Below are 22,941 nucleotides of genomic sequence, written 5' to 3'. Positions count from 1 at the left end.
ACGCCGTAATGGAGGAAGTGTATAATATGACTACTAATTTGAATACTAACATCCGTTTAAACGCCGGGGATCTATCCTTCACTTTTACAAACAGCGGGGACTTGTTCCAAGTCCTCTACGAACGGACAATGATCAATCAATTGCTGCCAAGCATTGTGGATGGTTCATTATCCAATCTATATTTGCGAGTGCACAATGATGGAAACATTCAAGCCATTCCTTTGCTGGGCATTCATTCTTCAAGCACTGTACGTAAGGCTGGAAACCGTTTGGTTTGGGAAGGTACTGCGGAAAATATTGAATATCAAGTTATTTTCACCCCTACTGCAGGAGGAGCTTGGTTCTGGGATGTGAAGCTTACTGGACAAAATGCAGAGGTAGATCTCGTGTACGGACAGGATGTAGGGATTGCTGATATCGCCGCTGTCCGCAGTAATGAAGCTTACCTGTCACAGTATATCGATCATGCGGTATTTGAGGATCAATCCAACGGGTACGTTGTTTGCTCTAGACAGAATCAGCCGCAGGGCGGGAAATTCCCATATCTGCAACAGGGTTCACTTACCAAGGCAACAAGCTTCTCAACAGACGGTTTTCAATTCTTTGGACTGTCCTATAAAGAAACCAACCAACCAGAGAGCTTGGGTCTTGAGCAATTAAGTAATGAGATCTATCAATATGAATTCGCATATACTGCGCTGCAATCGGAACGGGTGAAGCTGAGCGGGGAAACACGGTTTGTGTTCTACGGATTGTTTAAGCAAGATCATCCAGAAGCGATCACTGCGCTAGAATTTGCTAATGATATTGCTGCGGCTTGGGATGCTGTTAAAGATTTACCTTTAGAAGCTGAAGCAGCACTTGAACGTTCTTTCTTCTCGAAGGAGCTGGGAGCACCGCTGGCTGCAGATTCGCTGACAGAGAAAGAGATCGGGGTCTTGTTTCCGGTTCGTTATCAGGAGGAGAGAGAAGGAGACACACTACTTTCCTTTTTCACGGAGAATTATGAGCACGTAGTATTAAAAGAGAAAGAAATGCGCGTAGAACGGCCACACGGCCATATCCTGATGAGTGGGGATAACGCTCGACTTAATGATAAGGTCATCACAACAACTTCTTATATGTACGGGATCTTTAACTCCCAAGTGGTAATTGGAAATACCAATTTCAACAAGCTAATGTCCAATCCAAGAAATGCGCTTAACATTCCAAAAGCTTCAGGACAACGCATTTATGTAGAGTGGAACGGTGAATATCGTTTGCTGACCATGCCTTCTCTATTTGAGGTTGGTTTCAACTATGCTCGTTGGTATTACAGAACAGATGGTGAATGCTTCATTATTACGAACTACACCACCGAAGATTCGCCAGAGATATTCCTGAATGTGCGTTCGGAAAGCGGACGAGCTTATCGTTATTTAGTCACTAATCAAATCACTATGAACGTTAATGAATACGAGCTTCCATATCAATCTAAGCAAGAAGGTGGAGCAGTAATCTTCTCCGCTGACAGAAGCGCACTAAGTGCTGGTGAATATCCTGACTTACAGTATAAATTACAGGTACAGGGTGCGGAGTTAACTCTGCAGGATGAAGGTAGACTTGTCTCTCCTGTTCAACCAACTGAAGCGCCGTTAGCAGTTCTGGAGCTGTCTGCCAGCAGTGAATGGACCTTGAATATTCAAGGGCTTCTGGATGGTAAGTCACTTGCTCCAAGAAATCGTTCAGCTGAGGAAGAAATTTCTGCTTATCGCGCGTTTTATGCTGGTGTGATGAATGGCTTCCGCCTGACGCTTGGGGACGGAACAGAAGGTGAACTGTTTAAGGTTAACGCTCTGACTTGGTGGTACACACATAACATGCTGGTTCACTATTCGGTTCCACATGGTTTAGAGCAATATGGTGGCGCTGCTTGGGGAACCCGGGATGTATGTCAGGGACCTGTGGAATATTTCATGGCTACGCAAAAATACGAACAGGTTCGTGAAATTTTGCTGACGCTGTACAGTCATCAATATGAAGATGATGGCAACTGGCCACAGTGGTTCATGTTTGATAAATATACGAAGATACAACAGGAAGAAAGTCATGGAGATATTATTGTATGGCCGCTTAAGGTGCTTGGAGACTACTTGGCAGTAACTCAGGATTACAGCATCTTGGGAGCAACAGTACCGTATACCCGTAAGCACAGCTTTGACTTTACAGAAGAAAAGGCGACGTTGCTGGATCACGCACGGAAGGAAATTGCTTATATTAAGGATCATTTCCTGCATGACACACATCTGTCTTCTTACGGTGATGGAGACTGGGATGATACGCTCCAGCCTGCAAATCCACAGCTGAAGCAGTATATGGTCAGCAGCTGGACAGTGGCACTTACCTATCAGACACTTAATCAGTTCTCAGAGGTGCTTCGTTCAGTTGATCAAGCTGAGGCAGAGGAACTGAAGACGATGGTGGAAGGAATCCGTAAGGATTTCCATACTCATATGCTTCAATCCGAAGTGATTCCTGGCTTCCTGTATATGGAGGACCCTGAGCAGATTAAGCTTATGGTGCACCCAAGTGACACAGAAACAGGTATTCAGTACCGTCTGCTGCCAATGACGCGCAGTATGATCAGTGAGCTGCTTACTCCGGAACAGGCCGAAGCACACTATGATGTCATTCAGGATAAACTATTCTGTCCTGACGGTGTACGTCTGATGAATCGTCCAGCTCAATATGTTGGCGGGGTCAGCACCCATTTCAAACGTGCGGAGCAAGCGGCTAACTTTGGCCGGGAAATTGGACTACAATATGTGCATGCACATATCCGTTATGTAGAGGCTATGGCTAAGCTCGGTAAAACCGATCAGGTCTGGAAGGGTCTGGCAGCGATTAATCCGATCGGAATCCGCGATGTGGTGCCAAACGCTGAACTACGTCAAGCTAACTCCTATTTCAGTAGCTCGGATGGTAAATTTAACACCCGTTATGAGGCACAGGAGAATTTCGATAAACTGCGCAATGGTGACGTAGCTGTTAAAGGTGGCTGGAGAATCTATTCCAGCGGTCCTGGGATCTATATGAACCAGTTAATCTCGAATGCACTGGGGATCCGTACGGAAGGTGGAGACTTAATTGTTGACCCGATTCTGCCGGAATCGCTGGATGGAATGCACTTCAGCTTTGAATATGCAGGCACTAAGGTAGACTTTATCTATCACCTTACAGGTCGTGAGATTAGTCAAATTACTATCAACGGTACGGAAGTGCAAACAGAAGGTACACCTAACCGCTATCGTAGTGGTGGTGTTCGCATCAAACGTGCGGACTTTGATCGTCTCAGCACGGAAGTTGGAAATGTGATAGAGATTTATAAGTAACATTATATATAGAAGGGCAATCTCCGCGTTAAGCGCGGAAATTGCCTTTTTTGTGTTTTTTACATTCGGCTCGGTGTCGGTAACCCAAGCACTTCGAGCACATCTCCCAAGATGTCCTTGAATCTTGAAGTGAGCCAGAGGCGGAATTCGATCGTAGCTGGATCTCCTTTTAGAATCGGACATGCAGAATAGAAGTTGTTGAACAGTGTAGCTAAGGTATGTGCGTAAGTGCAGAGCGTATTTGGCGTTAACTCTATACTTGCTGAATGTAATATCTCCGGCCAGAGACTTAGCTGTCTTAGCAGGGCAAGCTCTGCTTTTTCCAATTCGGAAGGGAACTGAAGCTGTGCGGCAGCTGTAAGGATTGGGATCGTAGCTTTACTCAAAACGCTTGTCGCACGCGCAAAAGTATACATCAGATAAACTCCGGTATTGCCGGATATTTCGGTAGCCTGTTTGAAATCAAACACGATTTCCGTTCCTAAATTAAACCGCAGCAGATAGTAGCGAATCGCAGCAGTGGCAATCAATCGGCTGGAGAGACCGTCTTTATCGGAACGTGTGTGCTCAATGTTCTGTTCCATAAGCTCCACCAGATCGCTTACCTTAATCCCGATTCCCTGACGTCCGGACATAGCATAAGAAGATTTGCCTTCTGAAATATCTATACCCAGCTCGGCCGCCGAAGCGGGACTAAGAGATACAACACCATAGCTCACATGATGGAGTTTGTCTGCTTGCTCGTTATAACCTAGTGCCCCTAAGGCTTGCTTAACCATCTGTTGTGGATATTCCTGTCTGTAATCGATCACATTGATGACTCTGTCCGCCTGCCCATAAGATTCTTGGGTTCCAGTTAATCCAGTTGTCCATAAACCGGACGAGAATTCGCTATAGGAGAAATCTTTGGTCAAAAGACCAAATTTCCAGAGATGATAGGCAATATCTTTGGCTGTATACGTTAAAATCCCATTCGAACGCACCAGCACCTTATCGAGCTGATGCTCCTCTGAATCCGCTCCAATGTTAGCCTCTGTTCCTTGCTTCAGCACCCAGCAGCCTGCGAGTTTACCTTCAGTCTCTTGTACAAAAACGGCTGTCTGCTTCAGTAGCTCAGCTGCGGCTGCCCAAAATCCCTCTTTTAAAATACTGCTCTCCCATACCAGCAAATCATAATAAATTCCAAAATGTTTCATTTCCTCTACATGCTCTCTAACGATACGTTCAGCTACAAGGTTGCCCAGCCAGGCTTCGTTACCGCCCCCTTGTTCAAGGGAGTGCAGTATATCTGTGCGCTTATGTGTCATCTCAGAGTTCAGCGCATATTCTTTGTTCACTTTGGCATAAAGATCCCAGCAAAAATCACCGAAACGTTGGTGTTCCCCTTCTAAAGATATATTTAATAATCCAACAACTGTATCCGCCAGCTGATTGCCGAGATCATCAATGTAGTTATGGACCTCTACGTTATACCCAGTTCTTTTCATAATTCTGACTAGAGTATCGCCGATACAGGCGTTTCTTAGATGACCTACGTGGGCGGCTTTGTTGGGGTTGATAGAAGTGTGCTCGATGATGACTTTTTCCCCAGTGCTGGCAGGCAGTTCAAAGGAATGTTCAGCCCAGCTTTGCCAATTCATATACAAATTGATAAATCCGGGAGCAGCGACTTCAACTTTTTGTAAAAGACCGGCGAGGCGCCCTTGGAATTGAAGCTCTGCTTTCACTAATTCTGCTATGACCATTGGGGATTTACGTAGAGTTTTGGCTAGCTGCATAGCGATATTGCATGAATAATCACCATGCTCTAGATTAGCTGGCTGTTCGATCAGAATGGCAATGTCCTCTGGATAGTCAGCTCCTAAGGTATTGAATACACGTTGTACACTGTGCTCGATTCCGTCTTTGATGATTTGATTTAACATGGTATACCCTCCTTTGAAAATACAAAAAAGCCCTCGTCTCAAAAGAGACGAGGGCTTTAGCGCTCGCGGTACCACTCTCGTTGCTGAACAAGTTGTTCAGCCACCTTACGGGATAACGGCCTTCAGCCGGGACTTCCTACTAAGGTTCAGAAGTCCATCTCACGGGTGCGCTTCATTAAAGGGATCTGTACCGGCTTACACTCTCCCGGCTCGCTGAGGACTAGATCTCGTTAACTACTCTCCCGCTCATCGATGCTTAATTAATTTTTACCAGTATACCTAATATTTCATAAAAAGCAATAGTGGTTAGCTTCTTAACAATCTTGGTTGCTCTTTGTTGTTAGCTTATCAGTTTAGTAGATTATAAATTTGGAAAAAGAAGGCTGTCTTGTTATAGGACCAGCTGTTCCTTTGCACAACAGTCCACACGCTAACTCAAGCCAAGGAATATTACTATACGGAGCCACTAATCTTTCAAATTGTAGTGGAAGGGAGGAGTGAATAAAACATGGCTATTTTTTCTACTGGACCTATAGATAACAGCCCGATCCTAGGGGTCAGACCGTCGCAACTGGTAACCGTAAAAGTAGTTAATCGGGATTCTCTTAATCCTTATAATCTAGTTATTCAAGGTTTCCTTCTTAACGGATCAAGAACGATGTATGTGAATGAAACAGTAAATCTAGCACCTAATCAAGTTTTAACTAAGAACTATTTTGCCGACTTGGACGCATTTGAATTTGTGTTTACAACAGTAGAAGCGGTTGAAGCAGAGGTTGGGATTTCAGTCTGGGGTAAACAGAACTCAGGGGCATTGGTAGATCCTCATCGCATAGTTGCGTGGGAGAAGCAGGCAGTATTAATTTAATAATTATTTTTGTGACACAGTTAACGTTAAAGGAGTGATGAGAAATTGAGTTATTTATCTACCGGACCGATAGACAATAGTATGGTAGGGGGTGTAAGACCTACTCAGCATGTTACTGTCAAAATTGATAACCGAAGTGACATTGATTCATCAATGGCTCTTGTTCAAGGATACTATATGGATGGGACAAGAACTTTATATGTCAGCGAGCTGATAAATGTAGCACCTAATGAAGTTATAACACGTGATTATTATGCCGATTTTGATGCGTTTGAATTTATTTTTACAACTACAAGTCTGGTAGATGATCCGATTCAAATCTCAGTATGGGGAAAAAATAGCGTTGGCCAGATTGTGACTGCCCATCGACTTGTACATGCAGAATTGCTTGGTGTAACGCAAGGGATAACTGGCGCGACCGGGGCGACTGGTGCAACGGGAGCGGATGGAGCAACAGGAGCAACGGGAGCAGACGGAGCAACGGGTGCTATCGGAGCAGGAGAGACTGGGGCGACAGGTGCAACAGGGGCAGATGGAGTGACTGGTGCAACCGGGGCGACGGGAGCGGATGGAGCCACTGGAGCGACCGGAGCAGGAGAGACTGGGGCAACAGGTGCCGATGGAGCTACAGGTGCAACTGGTGCAACCGGAGCGGATGGAGTAACTGGAGCGACCGGAGCAGGAGAGACTGGAGCTACAGGAGCAGACGGAGTAACTGGGGCGACTGGTGCAACGGGAGCAGACGGAGCAACGGGTGCAACAGGAGCGACCGGAGCAGGAGAGACTGGAGCTACAGGAGCCGATGGAGCAACTGGCGCGACTGGTGCAACTGGAGCGGATGGAGCGACTGGAGCAGGAGAGACTGGGGCAACAGGAGCAGATGGAGCTACAGGTGCAACAGGAGCAACGGGAGCAGACGGAGCAACGGGAGCGACTGGAGCAGGAGAGACTGGGGCAACAGGAGCAGATGGAGCTACAGGTGCAACAGGAGCAACGGGAGCCGATGGAGCAACGGGTGCCACAGGAGCGACCGGAGCAGGAGAGACAGGGGCGACAGGAGCAGACGGAGTAACTGGGGCGACTGGAGCAACGGGGGCCGATGGAGCAACGGGTGCCACAGGAGCGACCGGAGCAGGAGAGACTGGGGCAACAGGAGCAGACGGAGTAACTGGGGCGACTGGAGCAACGGGGGCCGATGGAGCAACGGGTGCCACAGGAGCGACCGGAGCAGGAGAGACTGGGGCAACAGGAGCAGATGGAGTGACTGGTGCAACTGGAGCAACGGGAGCCGATGGAGCAACGGGTGCCACAGGAGCGACCGGAGCAGGAGAGACAGGGGCGACAGGAGCAGACGGAGTAACTGGGGCGACTGGAGCAACGGGGGCCGATGGAGCAACGGGTGCCACAGGAGCGACCGGAGCAGGAGAGACTGGGGCAACAGGAGCAGATGGAGTGACTGGTGCGACTGGTGCAACGGGAGCGGATGGAGCAACAGGAGCAGATGGAGTGACTGGTGCGACTGGTGCAACGGGAGCGGATGGAGCAACAGGAGCGGATGGAGCAACGGGTGCTACCGGAGCGACCGGAGCAGGAGAGACTGGTGCAACTGGAGCGACCGGAGCAACGGGTGAAACAGGAGTAACCGGAGCGACTGGCGTAGCAGGAGCAACGGGAGCAACAGGAGTAGCTGGTGTAACCGGAGCAACGGGTGAAGCTGGTGTAACGGGAGCAACAGGAGTAGCTGGTGTAACCGGAGCAACGGGTGAAGCTGGTGTAACGGGAGCAACAGGAGTAGCTGGTGTAACCGGAGCAACGGGTGAAGCTGGTGTAACGGGAGCAACAGGAGTAGCTGGTGTAACGGGAGCAACAGGAGTAGCTGGTGTAACCGGAGCAACGGGTGAAGCTGGTGTAACGGGAGCAACAGGAGTAGCTGGAGCAACGGGAGCAACAGGAGCAACAGGAGCAACAGGAGTAGCTGGTGTAACCGGAGCAACGGGTGAAACAGGAGTAACCGGAGCGACTGGAGTAGCAGGAGCAACTGGAGCAACAGGAGTAGCTGGTGTAACCGGAGCAACGGGTGAAACAGGAGTGACCGGAGCGACTGGAGTAGCAGGAGCAACAGGAGCAACAGGAGCAACAGGAGTAGCTGGTGTAACCGGAGCAACGGGTGAAACAGGAGTAACCGGAGCGACTGGAGTAGCAGGAGCAACAGGAGCAACAGGAGTAGCTGGTGTAACCGGAGCTACCGGAGTAACTGGAGTAACTGGAGTAACTGGAGCTACAGGTCCGAACATTCAACAAGAAGGGTTTTCTGCTTTCAAACCCTCATTGGCAATTTCCACATCTACACAATTAACTGGCTGGACTGTGACAACACCTTTTTATGATAGCCCGTCTTTCGACGAAGTTGGGGGAAATTATACCATTCCGACAACTGGTAGATATTCGATTGAAGCGACTATCAATTATTCCACAACTGCCTCACTTTCTATCAGTCTTGGTGCTGGAGTTAATCCGGCTTTCGTAGTTCAGAGAACTTCTCCTACTGCAACAAATCTGGTAAGTGGGTTGTTCCCAGTACTTGATGTGAATGTAGCGCTTATATTAGATTTGAGAGCAATTTTGGGAAGTGGTACTGTGACGCTAGCTGGAGAATTTGCATTAACCGCAGGTGATGTGATTGGCTTGTTCTATGTGGCAAATGGTTTGACGGTTCCTTTGAATTTGGGTGGAGCGAACTCAGCAGGTATCGTCTGGTCTGTTCATGAATTAACTTAAGCTTATTTATCTTCAAGTTCAGTGTTTATAACAGGGGTAATTCGGTAGCCGTTAGTGTGGCTCTCGGGTTACCCTCTGTTTTGTTGGCATATGTTATAAGTCGACTGGAACGTTGCTTATTAGATTCTTATTCTATTAAACCATTACAGATTTTTAGCTTATTTTAATAAATCAAATATGTGTAATAGTAGTTTTTAAATGGATGTCCACACCTTAATTCAAAATAAGAATAATACTATAAAGAGCCAAAAAATATGAACTGATTTGTAGGCTCATAGATTATCAACTTAGAGCAGGGGGAGGAATGATTATAGATAAAACCCTAGTTTATACGTAACTCTTGAGGATAGTTTTGTTCAGGTGAGTTGATTTTCGAAATTCAAATAATACGAGTATTATAATTTCATAAAAAATGAGGTGTTGAAAATTGAGTCAACTATCTACTGGTCCCATAGAAAATAATCTGGTAGGCGGTGTAAGACCTACTCAGCTTGTTACTCTTAAAATTGTCAATCAGAGTGATGATACTCCGTCAACGGTTCAAGTCGAAGGCTATTATATGAATGGGACAAGAACCTTATATGTAAGTGAACAGGTTAATTTAGCTCCTAATCAAGTGGTTAATAGGGATTATTATGCAAACTTTGATTCATTTGAATTTCTATTCACAACACCTATTACGATTGATGATCCCATTCAAATTTCAGTTTGGGGGAAGAGTAGCACAGGTCAATTAGTGACTGCTCATCGCCTTGTCTACTCTGAATTATATGGAGAAAATATAGGAATTACAGGTGCTACTGGAGCTACAGGAAGCGTTGGTGCAACGGGAGCGACAGGTGCTGGCGTAACCGGAGCCACAGGTGCTGGAGCCACGGGAGCGACAGGAAGTACTGGCGAAACCGGAGCCACAGGTGCTGGAGCTACTGGAGCGACAGGAAGCGTCGGAGCAACGGGAACGACAGGAAGTACTGGAGCAACGGGAGCAACAGGTGCTGGTGTAACTGGAGCGACAGGAACTGCTGGAGCAACGGGAGCAACAGGAACTGCTGGAGCAACGGGAGCAACAGGAACTGCTGGAGCAACGGGAGCCACAGGTGCTGGCGTAACGGGAGCGACAGGAAGTGTTGGAGCAACGGGAGCGACAGGAACTGCTGGAGCAACGGGAGCGACAGGAAGTGCTGGAGTAACGGGAGCGACGGGTAGCGCTGGAGTAACGGGAGCGACAGGAACTGCTGGAGCAACGGGAGCAACAGGAACTGCTGGAGCAACGGGAGCCACAGGTGCTGGCGTAACGGGAGCGACGGGTAGCGCTGGAGTAACGGGAGCGACAGGAACTGCTGGAGCAACGGGAGCGACAGGAAGTGCTGGAGTAACGGGAGCGACGGGTAGCGCTGGAGTAACGGGAGCGACAGGAACTGCTGGAGCAACGGGAGCCACAGGAAGTGCTGGAGTAACGGGAGCGACAGGTGCTGGCGTAACTGGAGCAACAGGAACTGCTGGTGTAACTGGAGCAACAGGTGCTACTGGTTCAGGTGCAATTATTCCATATTCTTCTGGTCTTCCAGTAGCAATGACCACTGTATTAGGGGGCTTTTGAATACTTCAAGTGCAGTTGGTTTTGGTAGCAGTGCAACTAATATCAGTATTACAGGCGGTACTATAGATCTTACCGGAGCGGCTGGAACCTTGCTGAACTTTGCGTTCTCGGTTCCTAGAACTGGAACGATTACGTCTATGGCAGCCTATTTCAGTGCGACAGCTTCCGTTAGTTTAGTGGGGTCTACGGTAACAATCACGGCTCAATTATACAGATCTACTACACCTAACAATACCTTCACAGCAGTACCTGGGGCTTTAGTTACGTTAAGTCCTCCGCTTACAGGATTAATTGCTCTTGGAACTATTAGCAGTGGTAATACCACAGGTTTGAGCATCCCTGTAACTGTGGGAGAACGCTTGTTGTTGGTCTTCACTTCGACGGTCACGGCTGGCATTGACGTTGCAACAACTGTTGCTGGCTATGCTAGTGCAGGAGTTACAATCGCATAATCTGAAGAAAAAGGGATATCCCGATAGCCCTATGGGCTGCAGGATATCCTGATTTTTTCTCCAACGTTGTTATTTAGATCATTAGAATCTCCCGGATGTCTTGCTCTGTGAGGGTAGACAAGCTTTCTTGACCTGGCTGGATGACCTCATCGATCAAGTTCTTTTTCTTCTGCTGCAGCTCATACATCTTGTCCTCTACGGTGCCTTGGGTGACGAGACGAATTACTTGCACTACATTTTTCTGCCCGATACGGTGAGCCCGATCCGCAGCTTGCTGCTCGACGGCAGGGTTCCACCAAAGATCGTAAAGGATTACAGTGTCTGCCCCAGTTAAGTTGAGCCCGGTCCCGCCGGCCTTTAAGGAGATTAAGAAAATATCACGCTCTCCTTCATTAAATTTATTACATAAATCTACTCGTTGAGAAACAGGCGTTTGACCATCTAAATAAAAGTATGGAATGCCCTGATATCCTAGTTCACGTCCAATCAGGCCGAGCATCTCTGTGAATTGTGAGAATACTAACATACGTTTACCCGAACTGCGACATTCTTCTATGATTTCGAGCAGCTGCTCGAATTTAGCAGAGCTTCCTTCATATCCATCGACAAAAAGAGCAGGATGGCAGCACAACTGGCGCAGACGAGTTAGTCCCGCCAGAACTTTGATCCGATTATTATTGCCGAAGCTATCTTGGGTCAAATGCTTAAGCGCCTCTTTTTTCAAACGGGCGAGATAAGCTACATATAACTTTTTTTGCTCCGGCAGCAGTTCACATGCTTGTACGGATTCGATTTTGTCCGGAAGTTCCTTTAACACATCACTCTTTAAGCGCCGCAGCAAAAGGGACGCGCCCGCTTCGCAACCGTTTCTCTTGGTAAATCATGAAAAGCTTTTTTGCCTGGAAACAACCCAGGGAACACGGTGCCGAAAATGGACCATAAATCTTCCAACGCATTCTCCACGGGAGTACCCGTAAGTGCAAAACGGTGCCGGGCTTGAAGCGCCATTACAGCTTGGGCTGTCTGTGTAGTATGGTTTTTTATAGTTTGTGCTTCATCGAGAATCAGAGTATGAAAAGACTTTTTAGCATACAGCTGAACATCTCTGCGGAGCAACGGATAAGAAGTGATGATTACATCAGCTTTTGCTGTATTTTTTAAAATCCGCCCGCGCTCAATTAGACTACCGTCTGCAATGACAGCTTTGATCTCTGGCGTGAATTTTTTAAGCTCATTAAGCCAGTTATAAGTGAGAGACGCAGGAGCGACAATTAGGGCAGGCAGTCCATTCTGGCGTATCTCTGGAAGTTCTGACAGGAGAAAAGCGATACTTTGCAGCGTTTTGCCTAACCCCATATCATCCGCCAAAATACCACCAAAACGGTAATGGGCCAACGTCTTCAGCCACTGAAACCCATACTGTTGATAATCCCTTAGCACAGGAACCAGACTGTCAGGTATAGGAAAATCAAGATTCTCAGGATTCCGCATGTTCGCAAGTAACCTTTTAAAGGATCTGCCCAGCTTAATGGAGTCACTCTTAGCATCCGTGGAGGTCAAATGTAACCCGCGAACAACGGGCAGAGAAAATTCCATCCCTTTGATCTCACCTTCCCGGATGCCTATATCATTCATAAAGGTAATGATTTCTTGAAGCTCCTCGCTCTCCAGTGGTAGCAGGGCCCCATCAGGCAAGCGGTAGTATCTGCGTTTTTCCTGCAGGGATTTCAGAACCATAACAATCTCAGCTTCTGGAATCCCCCCATATCGAATTTAAAATCAAGCCAGTCCGTCTTTTCATTCCAACTAATGCTCACCTTAGGGGGTGTAGTGCTCGTAAACAGTCTTGCTTTGACTGCGGAGGTCGCATAGACCGAAAGCAGCGGTTCCAGCAGCGGAATGGTATGGTACAAAAAATCGTACTCGCCCTCTTCGTCTGTCATAATATATCCGCCCTCAGTTTTAGCGAAGGATTCGTGTTCCATCAGCTCCAGAATGCGGGCTTCTCCCTCCCCGTCTCGCAAAAGAATCAAATTCGTCCCGCGAACATGGGCTTTTTCATCTAAAGGGTTGATCACAATGTCACCATATTGGAACTCTAGTCCGGCGAGCAGCCGATCTCTCACACGGTCCAGATAAAGCCTCGCGATAAGCCTATGTTGAACAATTCGATCCGCAATGGAGTCGGCGATATGGACATTGCCCAGCTTTTTCAGACCAGGAATAACCTTGTCCATAAAAGACTCCATTTGCTCGGGGGCAATATCGATACCATTTCGGCGGGAGGAATCCAGCATTTTTTTCATTTCAGCAAGGCGTATGCATTCTTGAGGGGATAGCTTCAGCAACTTACCTTCCGACAGTACTATCCCGTAATCTTCTAAGACCGAAATCTGCTCAAGTCCTTGAATATCCAGATGATATCCATCCTCTTCTGCCTGTTCAAATTCAAAGCTGAGTGGAGGCGCCTCATTGGACACGTGAATGCCTTCGTATAGCACCTCTTCTTGTTGCAAAAATACCGACGAGACCTCTGAAAGCGCAGGTTGAAGCGACTCCCAGAAAAAAGGAGGGACGGCCAGCAAACGATCTCCCCCAATACTTCCCCCATAAGGTGAGTAAGGAGTGACGTTATCGCGGTACATTTTTTCATTTAATACAATATCAATCAGCTTCTGTAGAACAACATTGTCTTCCTTCCGGAAGCTGTAAATGGCAGGATCATAGATAAAATGTTTCGAGAACTCAAAGGATTCTCCGCGGTGTACGCTTTCTAGAAATCCCCTTATTTTCTGAACAATATATAGACGTTTTGGACCGACTTTCATTTCTATACCCAGCATGGTGTGGCTGTAACTATAAGTGAACGGCTTGCATGTAAACTCTATATTTAGAGGAAGTCTGTTATCTACAAAAGCCCCCGTACCGCTAGGACGCGGTGTATGGTTGCTGAACATCCCCAGTAGGCTGCTCACGAGCTGTTGATCTCTGGACTTTCCCCCGTTGTCTTGCGCAGTATCTGTAAAAATACGTGGGGTTAGAATCTCAGTATCTTCTATAGAGGACAGGTGCGAAGCTCCGGTAGGCTCTGAACGATCTCGGCCAGTTTTAAGGGCGTCAACGTTGATCAGCACAGCCGCGATATGTTTACAGAATGGCCCCCCATGGGAGTAGGCTGGACAATTACACTCTGCCTGGACATCCCCATCAATATCAATGACCACCATAACTTCATAGTCGATCGCCCCCTGAACAATGGCTTCATATCGAGAGCGGGGCAAATCTGGAATGGAGTCATTGTATTCTTCAACTTCAATTATATCGACACTTTCAGTTTGGTAATAAGCTAATCCTTTTTCAAAAATAGACTTGCCGCACAGCAGTTTGATTACCCGTTCTGATACACTAAAGCCCATAACATAATTCCTTCCTCATAACTTGATCTTGAAAAGCCCGAATTTAATATAGTACTTATGATAACAGAACGGGCGTGCGCATCAAATAGGGGGTGTTGTTTTACTTATTCCATGCATGATAAAAGCGATCGTCAGGTTGATTTCTTCCTCGTCGTTCCAGTCCTTATCTGGCTGCAGCAGCAAGCGATTCATCAAATAACCTACGACAGATGAGAGTGTGAAGCGTATAAGTGTGGGTGTAGGCACCTCGATGATTTCACCCTTTTCCTTAAAATGTTCAACAATATCAATCACGCGCTCCAGTATTTTGCTAAGAATATTCTCTACAAACTGCGCTCTAACTGTTGGCTGAAAAGGAATCTCCTGAATAAGAATCTTAAGAATTTTAAAATTCTTGCGGGCGAAATCCAGCCGATTGATCATAAATGCCCGCAGGAATTCCTCAAAGCTGTCGTAGGGCATATCAAGCACGCCGTTGAAATTCCGCAGCACAAAAGGCGCAAGCATGCGACTCATGGTAGGACCTACTATGGCAAGCAGCAGATCATTTTTAGTCTTGTAATAGCGAAAAATCGTTCCCTCCGCCACGCCCGCCTTCTGAGAAATTTCACTCGTGGATGTCGCAGAGTATCCTTTTTCGGAAAACACCTCAATCGCCGCTTGTAGAATAGAAATCTGCTTCGGTGTCAGTTTCTCGTCTTTGCTAAGGGTCAGCAACTCTTCTATCCACTGCTCTTCTATATTTTGTTCCGTAGAAACTTCCTCTTTCATTACAATAACCCTCCATGCTTGATTCATTTTTTTCAATGATAATAGCTTTTGTGAAGTTACATTTTGCGATGCTTGCGCAGTGCCAATACATTCAGCAGCATAAATAGCAGCGAAAATCCTATAAGTACATAGACATCCATTGCAATTGCGCTCCATCCTTTGCCACGGACCATAATGTTCATCAGAGCTTCTGATCCGTAATAGATAGGTGTAGCGAGGCCAACGCGCTGGAGCCACAGTGGAAGGGTATCGAGCGGGAATAATCCACTGAGGAAGATTTGTGGCACTATAATGAGTGGAATGAACTGAATCATCTGCAACTCATTGGCTGCAAAAGCCGACAGCAGTGTGCCCAACGTCAGCGCTGTCATCGATAGGAGCAATGTGATCAGCAACACGTAACCAAAGCTGCCTGTCATCATAATGCCAAGAATCTGTATGGAATACCATGAGATCAATAGCGCCTGAAAAACGGTAAATATGCCGAAACCACATACATACCCGATCACAATCTCCCATCTTTTCAATGGAGTCGAAAGTAGGCGTTCAAGCGTGCCTGTGGTTCGTTCCCTTAAGAAGGATACACCTGCAATCAAGAATACGAAAAAGAAAACAAATACGCCAATCATAATGGGACCGAAACGGTCGATCGTCTTCATATTCTCAGAACCGTAAAGATAGCTGATCTGCGGCTGTAAGTGTTTCTTTGTGCTTGGAAGAAGCTTCTGGGAGATTTGTTGCAGCGTCATGATTACTGCCTTGTTGGCTGTAGGGTTGCTACCTTCTAGCAGCACTTGAGGCGTAACTTGCGAATCTCCGGCGGTTCCGTTCAAAGTGATCAAAGCGTCAATTTTTCCTTCAACTAAAGCGCCTTTTCCCAGCTCTGCGCTGGCATATTCTTTGATGGTGGCATTTTGTGCTTTTAACGCAGCTGACATATTTAGAGGTACACCGGACACACCGATTTTGGGTTCATAGGCGTCACCGTTGAAGACCAAGCTCATTAAGCTTAGAACGAGGAGTGGTGCAATGAACATTAATGCCATTGTTCTTTTATCATGAATGAATTGTCGCAAAATCCTTAAGGTGATCGCTCGGATTCTCATGAACGCACACCTCCATAATATAAAAAGGCTTCTTCAATAGAAGCTGAACCGGTGGCTTGCAGCAGTCCGGCAGGCGTGTCGGCAGCAAGCAGCTTGCCATCACGGATCATTCCGAGCCGGTCACATTTTTCAGCTTCATCCATGACATGCGTGGTCAGCACAATAGTGGTGCCTTTCTGGTTCAGCGCTTTTAGTTCCTTCCAGATGGATAGCCGCAATACCGGATCTATGCCAACTGTAGGCTCATCAAGAATAAGCAACGGCGGTTCATGCAGCAGCGCGATCGCCAATGATAAGCGGCGTTTCATCCCGCCGGAGTATTGGTCTACTCTTTTTCTTAAATGATCTTGTAAATTAACGATCTCCATTACGGATGTGATGCGTTTGGAGCGTTGCTCCCCCTTTAGTCCATATAGCGCTGCAAAAAACTCCAGATTCTCCTTCGCGCTAAGCTCCGTGTACAAGGCATCAGACTGGGCCATATACCCAATCTGTTGCAGCATAGTCAGCTTCGGCATCGTCACGCCAAGTATTTTCACCTCGCCGGAGGTTACCTCATCGATACCTGTAAGCAGCTTCACTAATGTTGTTTTTCCTGAGCCCGATGGCCCTAGTATGCCAAAGGTTTCCGCACGTTCCACTTGAAGCGAAATATCCTCGAGCACCTGTTTCTCTCCAAACGCTTTCCGGACATGGCTCACTGAAATAACTGGAGCCTCTGAACCCATGTTTATCTCCTCGATTCTGAATGTTCTGGGATACTTGCTTGAGTTGAAGGTGTAGAAGGTGTAGAAGGTGTTGATGGTGATGTTGATGTTGATGTTGATGTTGATGTTGATGGTGATGGTGATGTTGATGGTGATGAACTGCATTGCGTTAAACACTCTAATTATATAATGAGTGAGTACTCACTCATTACTGTGCATCAAAAGTTAGGAATTGTAAACCATATATTTTATACAAAGGTATCCCACAGTATTAGCTTAATCCCGATTGACGTTTGTTAATTCAACATGTCCTTTTACTATGTATATAGAGATGATCTGAATAAAAGGCAAAAGTGCCACTAAATAGCGTCGATCCACTTAAATCAGCTAAAAGAGAGGCATATATGCCTCAAAATAGCACGGGCTTACCTAAACCAGACTAAAGAAGGGCATAAATGCCACTAAATAGGCATGATTTAGATAAATCAAGCAAAAGAACGGTATCAGCAAAAGAACGGTATAAATCCCGTACAATGAGCTCATTCTTGCTGAAGTCAGCAAAAGAACGGTATAAATCCCGTACAGTGAGCTCATTCTTGCTGAAGTCAGCAAAAGAACGGTATAAATCCCGCACAATGTACCCAATCCCGCTAAATTTAGCAAAAGAACGGTATAAATCCCGTACAGTGAGCTCATTCTTGCTGAAGTCAGTAAAAGAACGGTATAAATCCCGCACAATGAGCCCAATCCCGCTAAATTTAGCAAAAGAACGGTATAAATCCCGTACAATCAGCCGAATCTCCTACGATGACCCTTACGCAGAACGCACCTCAACAGACCAGTTAGTTTTTAAATCGTAAGCAGCAGCCACATAATTGATAGCAGACTCTCCCCAGTAACAAGTTTCCCTCATGCGCCCAAGCGAACTCCACATATACTCACCGTGCCCAGCGACCTCCTCAACAAGCTTCCCCACGCGCCCAAGCGAACTCCACATATACTCCACGTGCCTAGCGACCTCCTCAACAAGCTTCCCCACGCGCCCAAGCGAACTCCACATATACTCCACGTGCCCAGCGACCTCCTCAACAAGCTTCCCCACGCGCCCAAGCGAACTCTGCAATATACTCACCGTGCCCAGCGACCTCCTCAACAAGCTTCCCCACGCGCCCAAGCGAACTCCACATATACTCCACGTGCCCAGCGACCTCCTCAACAAGCTTCCCCACGCGCCCAAGCGAACTCCACATATACTCACCGTGCCCATCGACCTCAGCAACAAGCTTCCCCCACCCGCCTGCAATCTCAAACTAGTCCCTACATCACACTAAATCCCAAACAATTCTCCAACTAAATAAGGTAGCCACACCAAGCACCTTTTTACGAAAAGAGGCTGTTTTTGCTCTTTAGTTCATTTGGTTTAGAGCAAGAAAATTGTTAAATGAGCTAATATACCTGATTTTTTTAAAAAAAGAATACTAGTTAATATTTCCATTACATTCCTCTGCAACAGAATTGACAATTGTAGACGAAAATGACATTAGCAGTTACCTATACGAAAAGGGTGAATCTAATTGAAAAACAGTAAATGGATTAGCGCAACGTTGGCTTCAGCACTTCTTGCAACAGTAGGCGTTGGAAGTGTATCTGCAGCTAGCACCGGCAGTAATGTAAAATCTGTAGCTACCAATCAAGTCGCTGCTGTTACAGCAGTTAAAGAAGGTACAACTACTTGGAATGTAAACGGAACGCCGATTGTGTTTAACACCATTAACAGCAGTGGTTACAAGCTTTACTCGCTGACTCAGGTAGCTGGTGAAATTGGGGCTAAGGTAGTACTGGGAACAAGCGGGTTTGAACTTAACGACAGCAAAGGACTACATAATGTGCAACTCAAAACAGGCTCAAAGAGCTATCAAGTAGATGGTAATTCCGAATCGTTCACAGTGGCTCCAGTGTTTTATAACGGTAAAACCTATGTAGAGCTGACTAAGTTAGTTATTGCATTAGGTGGAGAGCTGGACGCTGATGCTAGCACGATTTTGAGCTTTGCACGTCCGGAAGGATTGTTTGATACTTTGCACTGGACGGCAGCTGGTAACCTGATTGCGAACAAAAGTGATGCTGAAACTACTCAGCTTATCAAATTCAGTACAGAACCAGGTAACTATGAAGTGTTTTCGTCAAATGACAGTGCGGTGGACTTTGCAGTATCGCCGGATCAACAGTGGGGAGCTTTTAATGATGAGAAAGGTTTGCTGAATCTGATTAACTTGTCTAGCGGAGCTGTTAAAACACTAGGCACCGACAATAGCGTGAAGACAGATCTGGTTTGGTCCAAAGATGGGAAAAGCATTTATTTCATCCAAGGAGACAAGCAAGAAAAAATCGCTAAAATCTCAGTAGAAACTGGTGATGTTAAATCCGTATTGGCTGACAAGGTTGAGAATAAATCTGAACTGCGCATTTCTGCTGACGAAAAAAGCGCCGTTTATATCGTTAATTTGACGGGTGTTGCTAAAAATGATGCAGACAGCACAGAAGATTCTCTTACGGTAGACTTCAGCTCGGCAGGAGAGCAGCTTTATAAGCTTGATCTGGCTACAAAAGATGCTAAACCAGCTGCATTAACAACCACAGCAGATAACAAGCTTTATCCAGAGATTTTGGCTGATGGAAATGTGGCATACCTGAGCGCAGATGCAGACGGCAATGCGAAGAATACCCTAAAGCTTGTAAAAGCGGACGCAACCAGCACTAATATTGCACTTGATATCGAAGTGAATTGGTCCACTGGCGTTAGCAATGGTTTGGTAGTGGCAGGTACTACGGCAGACGGAAGCACAGTGATCTATTCTATCGATGGTAGTGGTGCAAAGACCGAACTGTTCCGTACGGCTGAAGATGTATCTGAAGTATCTGTATCTAAAGACGGAAGCAAGCTTGCGATTGTGAGCGGCGACAGCGTATGGGTTATCCAAGGCGGTAAAGGGCTGCAACTGACTAAATAATGATTATCCCAAACATATTTTAACGGCCTAGAGCCGAGAGGAGAAAATAGTACAATGAAAATCTTCAAGAAATTAACAGTAACGGCTTTAACAGCCGTAATCGCGGTAACCGCATCTTTTGCAGGGATTGCAGCAGCAGCAGATTCACTTAGTGGCAAAATCACCGTTAACGGTTCAACCGCACTTCTTCCATTGACCTTGCAAGCGGCAAAAGAATTCCAAAAGCTGCACCCTAAAGTAAAAATCGCAGCATCTGGTAAAGGTTCTGTAACTGGACCACAAGCTGTGAAAAAAGGCATCGCTGATATCGGCGCTTGCGACTGGGATGCTAGCATCGACGTACCAGGCTTCAAAGCTTTTGACGGACAGGTAGCGAACAAAGTAGCTGTCATTCCTTTTGCAACGATTGTAAACAAAAATGTGGGTGTAGATAACCTCACAACAGAACAACTTAAAGGCATTTTCGCTGGCAAAATCACCAACTGGAAAGAAGTAGGCGGCGCAGATGCAGATATCGTTGTCATCACTCGCTCTTTCGGTTCTGGTACCCGCGTTAACTATCAAGCTAAAGCCTTGGATGGCGGAGATATCGTTAAAAAAGCTAAGAACTACAAAGAAACAGGTTCATCCGGCGACATGAAAACAGCAGTAGGAACTACTCCTAACTCCATCGGTTATATCGACCTTGTTTATGTAAGTGGCGACGTAAAAGCAGTGAAACACAACGGTATCGCAGCTACTACAGACAACGTAATTAACGGTTCTTATAAGATTTGGGCTTATGGTTACTACATGACTAAAGGTCAACCTACTGGCGCAACTAAAGAATTTATCGAATACGTACAAAGCAAAAAGTTCCAACAAGGATCTCTGAAAAAGCTTAAATTCATTCCGATCGCAGCAATGAAGGGTTAATAACATCTGAAGATCATATTGAACGGTAACAGCGGCCAGCCCCGATTTTGATACGGGGTTGGCCGCTTACAGGAGGGAAAGTATGGGGGCACCAGTCCACAACCTGGCAACTAAGGTTAAGGAGGGCGTTACAGAAGTTAGCGCCAACTCCAAACGTCACAGTAGACATATGTTTAGCAACCGATTATTCCGCTTTTATTTCTTATTCAGCATTCTTGCACTTTGCTTCGTGCTTGGACTTGTAATTCTATTTATCGGCAAAACGGCGCTGCTTCTGTTTGGTCATCTCTCGCCTGCGGACTTTTTCTTTTCTTTTAACTGGACGCCTGAAGAGGACTCCTTTGGGGCTGCTGCCTTCATTGTAAATACACTTTCACTGACGGCTTTGACCCTGCTGATCGCAGTACCTATTTCTGTGGGTATGGCCGTGCTCTGTGCGGAGATTGCTCCGAAGTGGATGAAGACCTTCATTCGCCCGGTGCTCGATTTGCTCGTTGGTATTCCTTCTATAGTATATGGTTATTTAGGCTTAACGGTATTACTTCCATTTCTTCGTAGAGTTAGTGGGGAGAGCTTGGGCGATGGATTACTGGCTGCGGCCCTCGTGCTCGCATTAATGGTCCTGCCAACAATTTGCCGAATCAGTGATGATGCAATTGTCGCTGTTCCTCGCAAATATCGGGATGCTGCGTACGCTCTTGGATCTACCCGTCTGCAAGTTATTATGCGTGTTGTTTTGCCTGCGGCTAGCAGAGGAATTATCTCCGCGGTCATTCTCGGGATGACTCGTGCTGTGGGGGAGACAATGGCTGTAGTTATGGTTATCGGAAACACACCACAGTTGGCAAAAACCTTATTTACACCTGCCTCGGTCTTGACTAGTAACATCGTTATGCAAATCTCGAATGTAGAGTTTGAGTCAACCTGGAATTATGCCCTACATATGATGGCCTTTCTTCTGCTGGTGATTTCCTTTGTACTGATTCTGATCATCCGCGTGCTGGGTAGAAAAAGGAGGGATGCAGCGTGAACGGATTCGCAAGTACAAAGCATACAGCGCGTGCTCAGAGAAGCAATAAGATGGCGACTATAGGGTTTTATACGCTTGGGGCTTTAGTTATGCTGCTAATCTTCTGGCTGCTCTTCACGATTCTTAGTAAAGGTCTGCCAGCACTGCGGCCTGACTTCCTGATTAAACAGCCTGAAGAGATTGACGTAGGTGGCGGGATCGGTCCTGTACTTTTCAACTCTTTTTATATTTTGTTCATCTCGCTGCTTATTTCCGTCCCTATCGGTTTAGGTGCGGGGATTTATATGGCGGAGTATGCTCCGGATAATGCTTTTACAGGCGGCCTGCGTATATGTGTAGAAGCTCTCTCTTCGGTTCCTTCAATTGTATTTGGTATGCTTGGACTTGCGATATTTGCTGAATATTTTGGGATCGGCCTGACGATTCTTGGCGGTGGGGTAAGCTTGGCGCTTTTGAATCTGCCTATGCTTGCACGTGTGACGGAGGAAGCGGTTCGTGCTGTTCCTGAGGAGATGCGTGAAGCTGGATATGCACTGGGCATGACTAAATTCCACGTGATCCGCACAGTAGTTCTACCCGTTGCAATGTCAGCCATTGTTACTGGGATTTGTCTCGTTGCTGGACGCGCCTTCGGGGAGTCTGCGGTTATTATCCTTACCGCTGGTCTCAGTACCTCGGGCGAAATGTGGGACTTTAATCTGTTCTCACCGGGTGAAACCCTTGCAGTGCATCTCTGGTATGTACAATCTGAAGCAATTGTAGAAGATGCGCGGCAAATCGCTGACAAATCAGCGGCAGTACTCGTATTTGTAGTTCTGTTTATTAACTTTGCCTTCCGTTTTCCGCTCTGGCTCGGAAATCGCCGCAAAGGGCGCTGATTCGCTCATATAGGAAGAACATGCATAAAAAACTGTCTCTCGGCGGAAGAAAACGCCGTGAACAGTTTTTTATTCCCGATTAAATAAACAAGGTGCTCCATCCATCGATAAAA

Annotated in this window: 13 protein-coding genes, 2 pseudogenes and 1 other annotated feature; of the genes and pseudogenes, 8 read left to right on the top strand and 7 right to left on the bottom strand. The window is 46.5% G+C overall.

Going from position 1 to position 22,941, the window contains the following annotated elements; translation table 11 throughout:
- The first annotated feature begins 26 nt into the window (after positions 1–26).
- Positions 27–3,371, top strand: coding sequence for a cellobiose phosphorylase (locus NST40_RS25270; RefSeq protein WP_076278014.1), 3,345 nt, complete (start codon positions 27–29; stop codon positions 3,369–3,371).
- Positions 3,372–3,430: 59 nt separating this feature from the next.
- On the opposite strand, the gene NST40_RS25265 is transcribed toward NST40_RS25270, so the two are convergent.
- Positions 3,431–5,296, bottom strand: a complete 1,866-nt coding sequence (locus tag NST40_RS25265; protein ID WP_342410106.1) for an arginine--tRNA ligase — start codon at positions 5,294–5,296, stop codon at positions 3,431–3,433.
- 40 nt (positions 5,297–5,336) lie between these two features.
- Positions 5,337–5,555, bottom strand: a binding site (T-box leader).
- A 249-nt stretch (positions 5,556–5,804) separates the two neighbouring features.
- On the opposite strand from NST40_RS25265, the gene NST40_RS25260 reads away from it, so the two are divergent.
- From NST40_RS25260 to NST40_RS25250, 3 genes and pseudogenes are all read left to right on the top strand, one after another.
- Positions 5,805–6,164 carry a hypothetical protein gene (locus NST40_RS25260; RefSeq protein ID WP_036687001.1) on the top strand — a complete coding sequence of 120 codons (360 nt, stop codon included), beginning with the start codon at positions 5,805–5,807 and terminating at the stop codon, positions 6,162–6,164.
- Positions 6,165–6,209: 45 nt separating this feature from the next.
- Entirely contained in the window at positions 6,210–8,942 is a 2,733-nt protein-coding gene (locus NST40_RS25255; protein WP_342410105.1) for a collagen-like protein, read from the top strand.
- A gap of 559 nt (positions 8,943–9,501) precedes the next feature.
- Positions 9,502–10,994: pseudogene (locus NST40_RS25250) on the top strand (exosporium glycoprotein BclB-related protein).
- 73 nt (positions 10,995–11,067) lie between these two features.
- Here the strand turns inward: NST40_RS25250 and NST40_RS25245 are convergent.
- The 6 genes and pseudogenes from NST40_RS25245 to NST40_RS25220 form a co-directional block, all read right to left on the bottom strand.
- A pseudogene (locus NST40_RS25245) lies at positions 11,068–14,410 on the bottom strand (SNF2 helicase associated domain-containing protein).
- Between the two features lie 81 nt (positions 14,411–14,491).
- The gene (locus NST40_RS25240; RefSeq protein ID WP_341138262.1) at positions 14,492–15,181 is read right to left on the bottom strand and encodes a TetR/AcrR family transcriptional regulator; all 690 of its coding nucleotides are present in this window, start codon (positions 15,179–15,181) and stop codon (positions 14,492–14,494) included.
- A gap of 56 nt (positions 15,182–15,237) precedes the next feature.
- Positions 15,238–16,287 carry an ABC transporter permease gene (locus NST40_RS25235; RefSeq protein WP_342410104.1) on the bottom strand — a complete coding sequence of 350 codons (1,050 nt, stop codon included), beginning with the start codon at positions 16,285–16,287 and terminating at the stop codon, positions 15,238–15,240.
- On the bottom strand, positions 16,284–17,015 hold the full coding sequence (locus tag NST40_RS25230) for an ABC transporter ATP-binding protein (protein ID WP_342410923.1): 732 nt from the start codon (positions 17,013–17,015) through the stop codon (positions 16,284–16,286). Before NST40_RS25230 ends, NST40_RS25235 begins: the two co-directional genes overlap by 4 nt.
- A gap of 408 nt (positions 17,016–17,423) precedes the next feature.
- The gene (locus NST40_RS25225) at positions 17,424–17,783 is read right to left on the bottom strand and encodes a hypothetical protein (RefSeq protein WP_342410103.1); all 360 of its coding nucleotides are present in this window, start codon (positions 17,781–17,783) and stop codon (positions 17,424–17,426) included.
- Positions 17,784–17,808: 25 nt separating this feature from the next.
- Positions 17,809–18,000, bottom strand: coding sequence for a hypothetical protein (locus NST40_RS25220; RefSeq protein WP_341003708.1), 192 nt, complete (start codon positions 17,998–18,000; stop codon positions 17,809–17,811).
- A gap of 568 nt (positions 18,001–18,568) precedes the next feature.
- On the opposite strand from NST40_RS25220, the gene NST40_RS25215 reads away from it, so the two are divergent.
- The 4 genes from NST40_RS25215 to pstA all read left to right on the top strand — a co-directional run bounded on the left by NST40_RS25215 (position 18,569) and on the right by pstA (position 22,828).
- Entirely contained in the window at positions 18,569–20,005 is a 1,437-nt protein-coding gene (locus tag NST40_RS25215; protein ID WP_076220484.1) for a stalk domain-containing protein, read from the top strand.
- Between the two features lie 54 nt (positions 20,006–20,059).
- On the top strand, positions 20,060–20,920 hold the full coding sequence (locus NST40_RS25210; protein ID WP_038573065.1) for a phosphate ABC transporter substrate-binding protein: 861 nt from the start codon (positions 20,060–20,062) through the stop codon (positions 20,918–20,920).
- A gap of 82 nt (positions 20,921–21,002) precedes the next feature.
- On the top strand, positions 21,003–21,950 hold the full coding sequence (gene pstC, locus NST40_RS25205) for a phosphate ABC transporter permease subunit PstC (protein WP_036685038.1): 948 nt from the start codon (positions 21,003–21,005) through the stop codon (positions 21,948–21,950).
- Positions 21,947–22,828 (top strand): phosphate ABC transporter permease PstA, encoded by an 882-nt coding sequence (gene pstA, locus NST40_RS25200; protein ID WP_342410102.1) that lies wholly within the window; start codon positions 21,947–21,949, stop codon positions 22,826–22,828. Before pstC ends, pstA begins: the two co-directional genes overlap by 4 nt.
- The last annotated feature ends 113 nt before the right edge of the window (positions 22,829–22,941 follow it).

Origin of the sequence: Paenibacillus sp. FSL R10-2778 (assembly GCF_038593035.1) — a bacterium.
GTDB classification, from domain to species: Bacteria; Bacillota; Bacilli; order Paenibacillales; family Paenibacillaceae; genus Paenibacillus_AQ; species Paenibacillus_AQ odorifer.
This window is presented reverse-complemented; position numbering and strand designations above follow the sequence as displayed.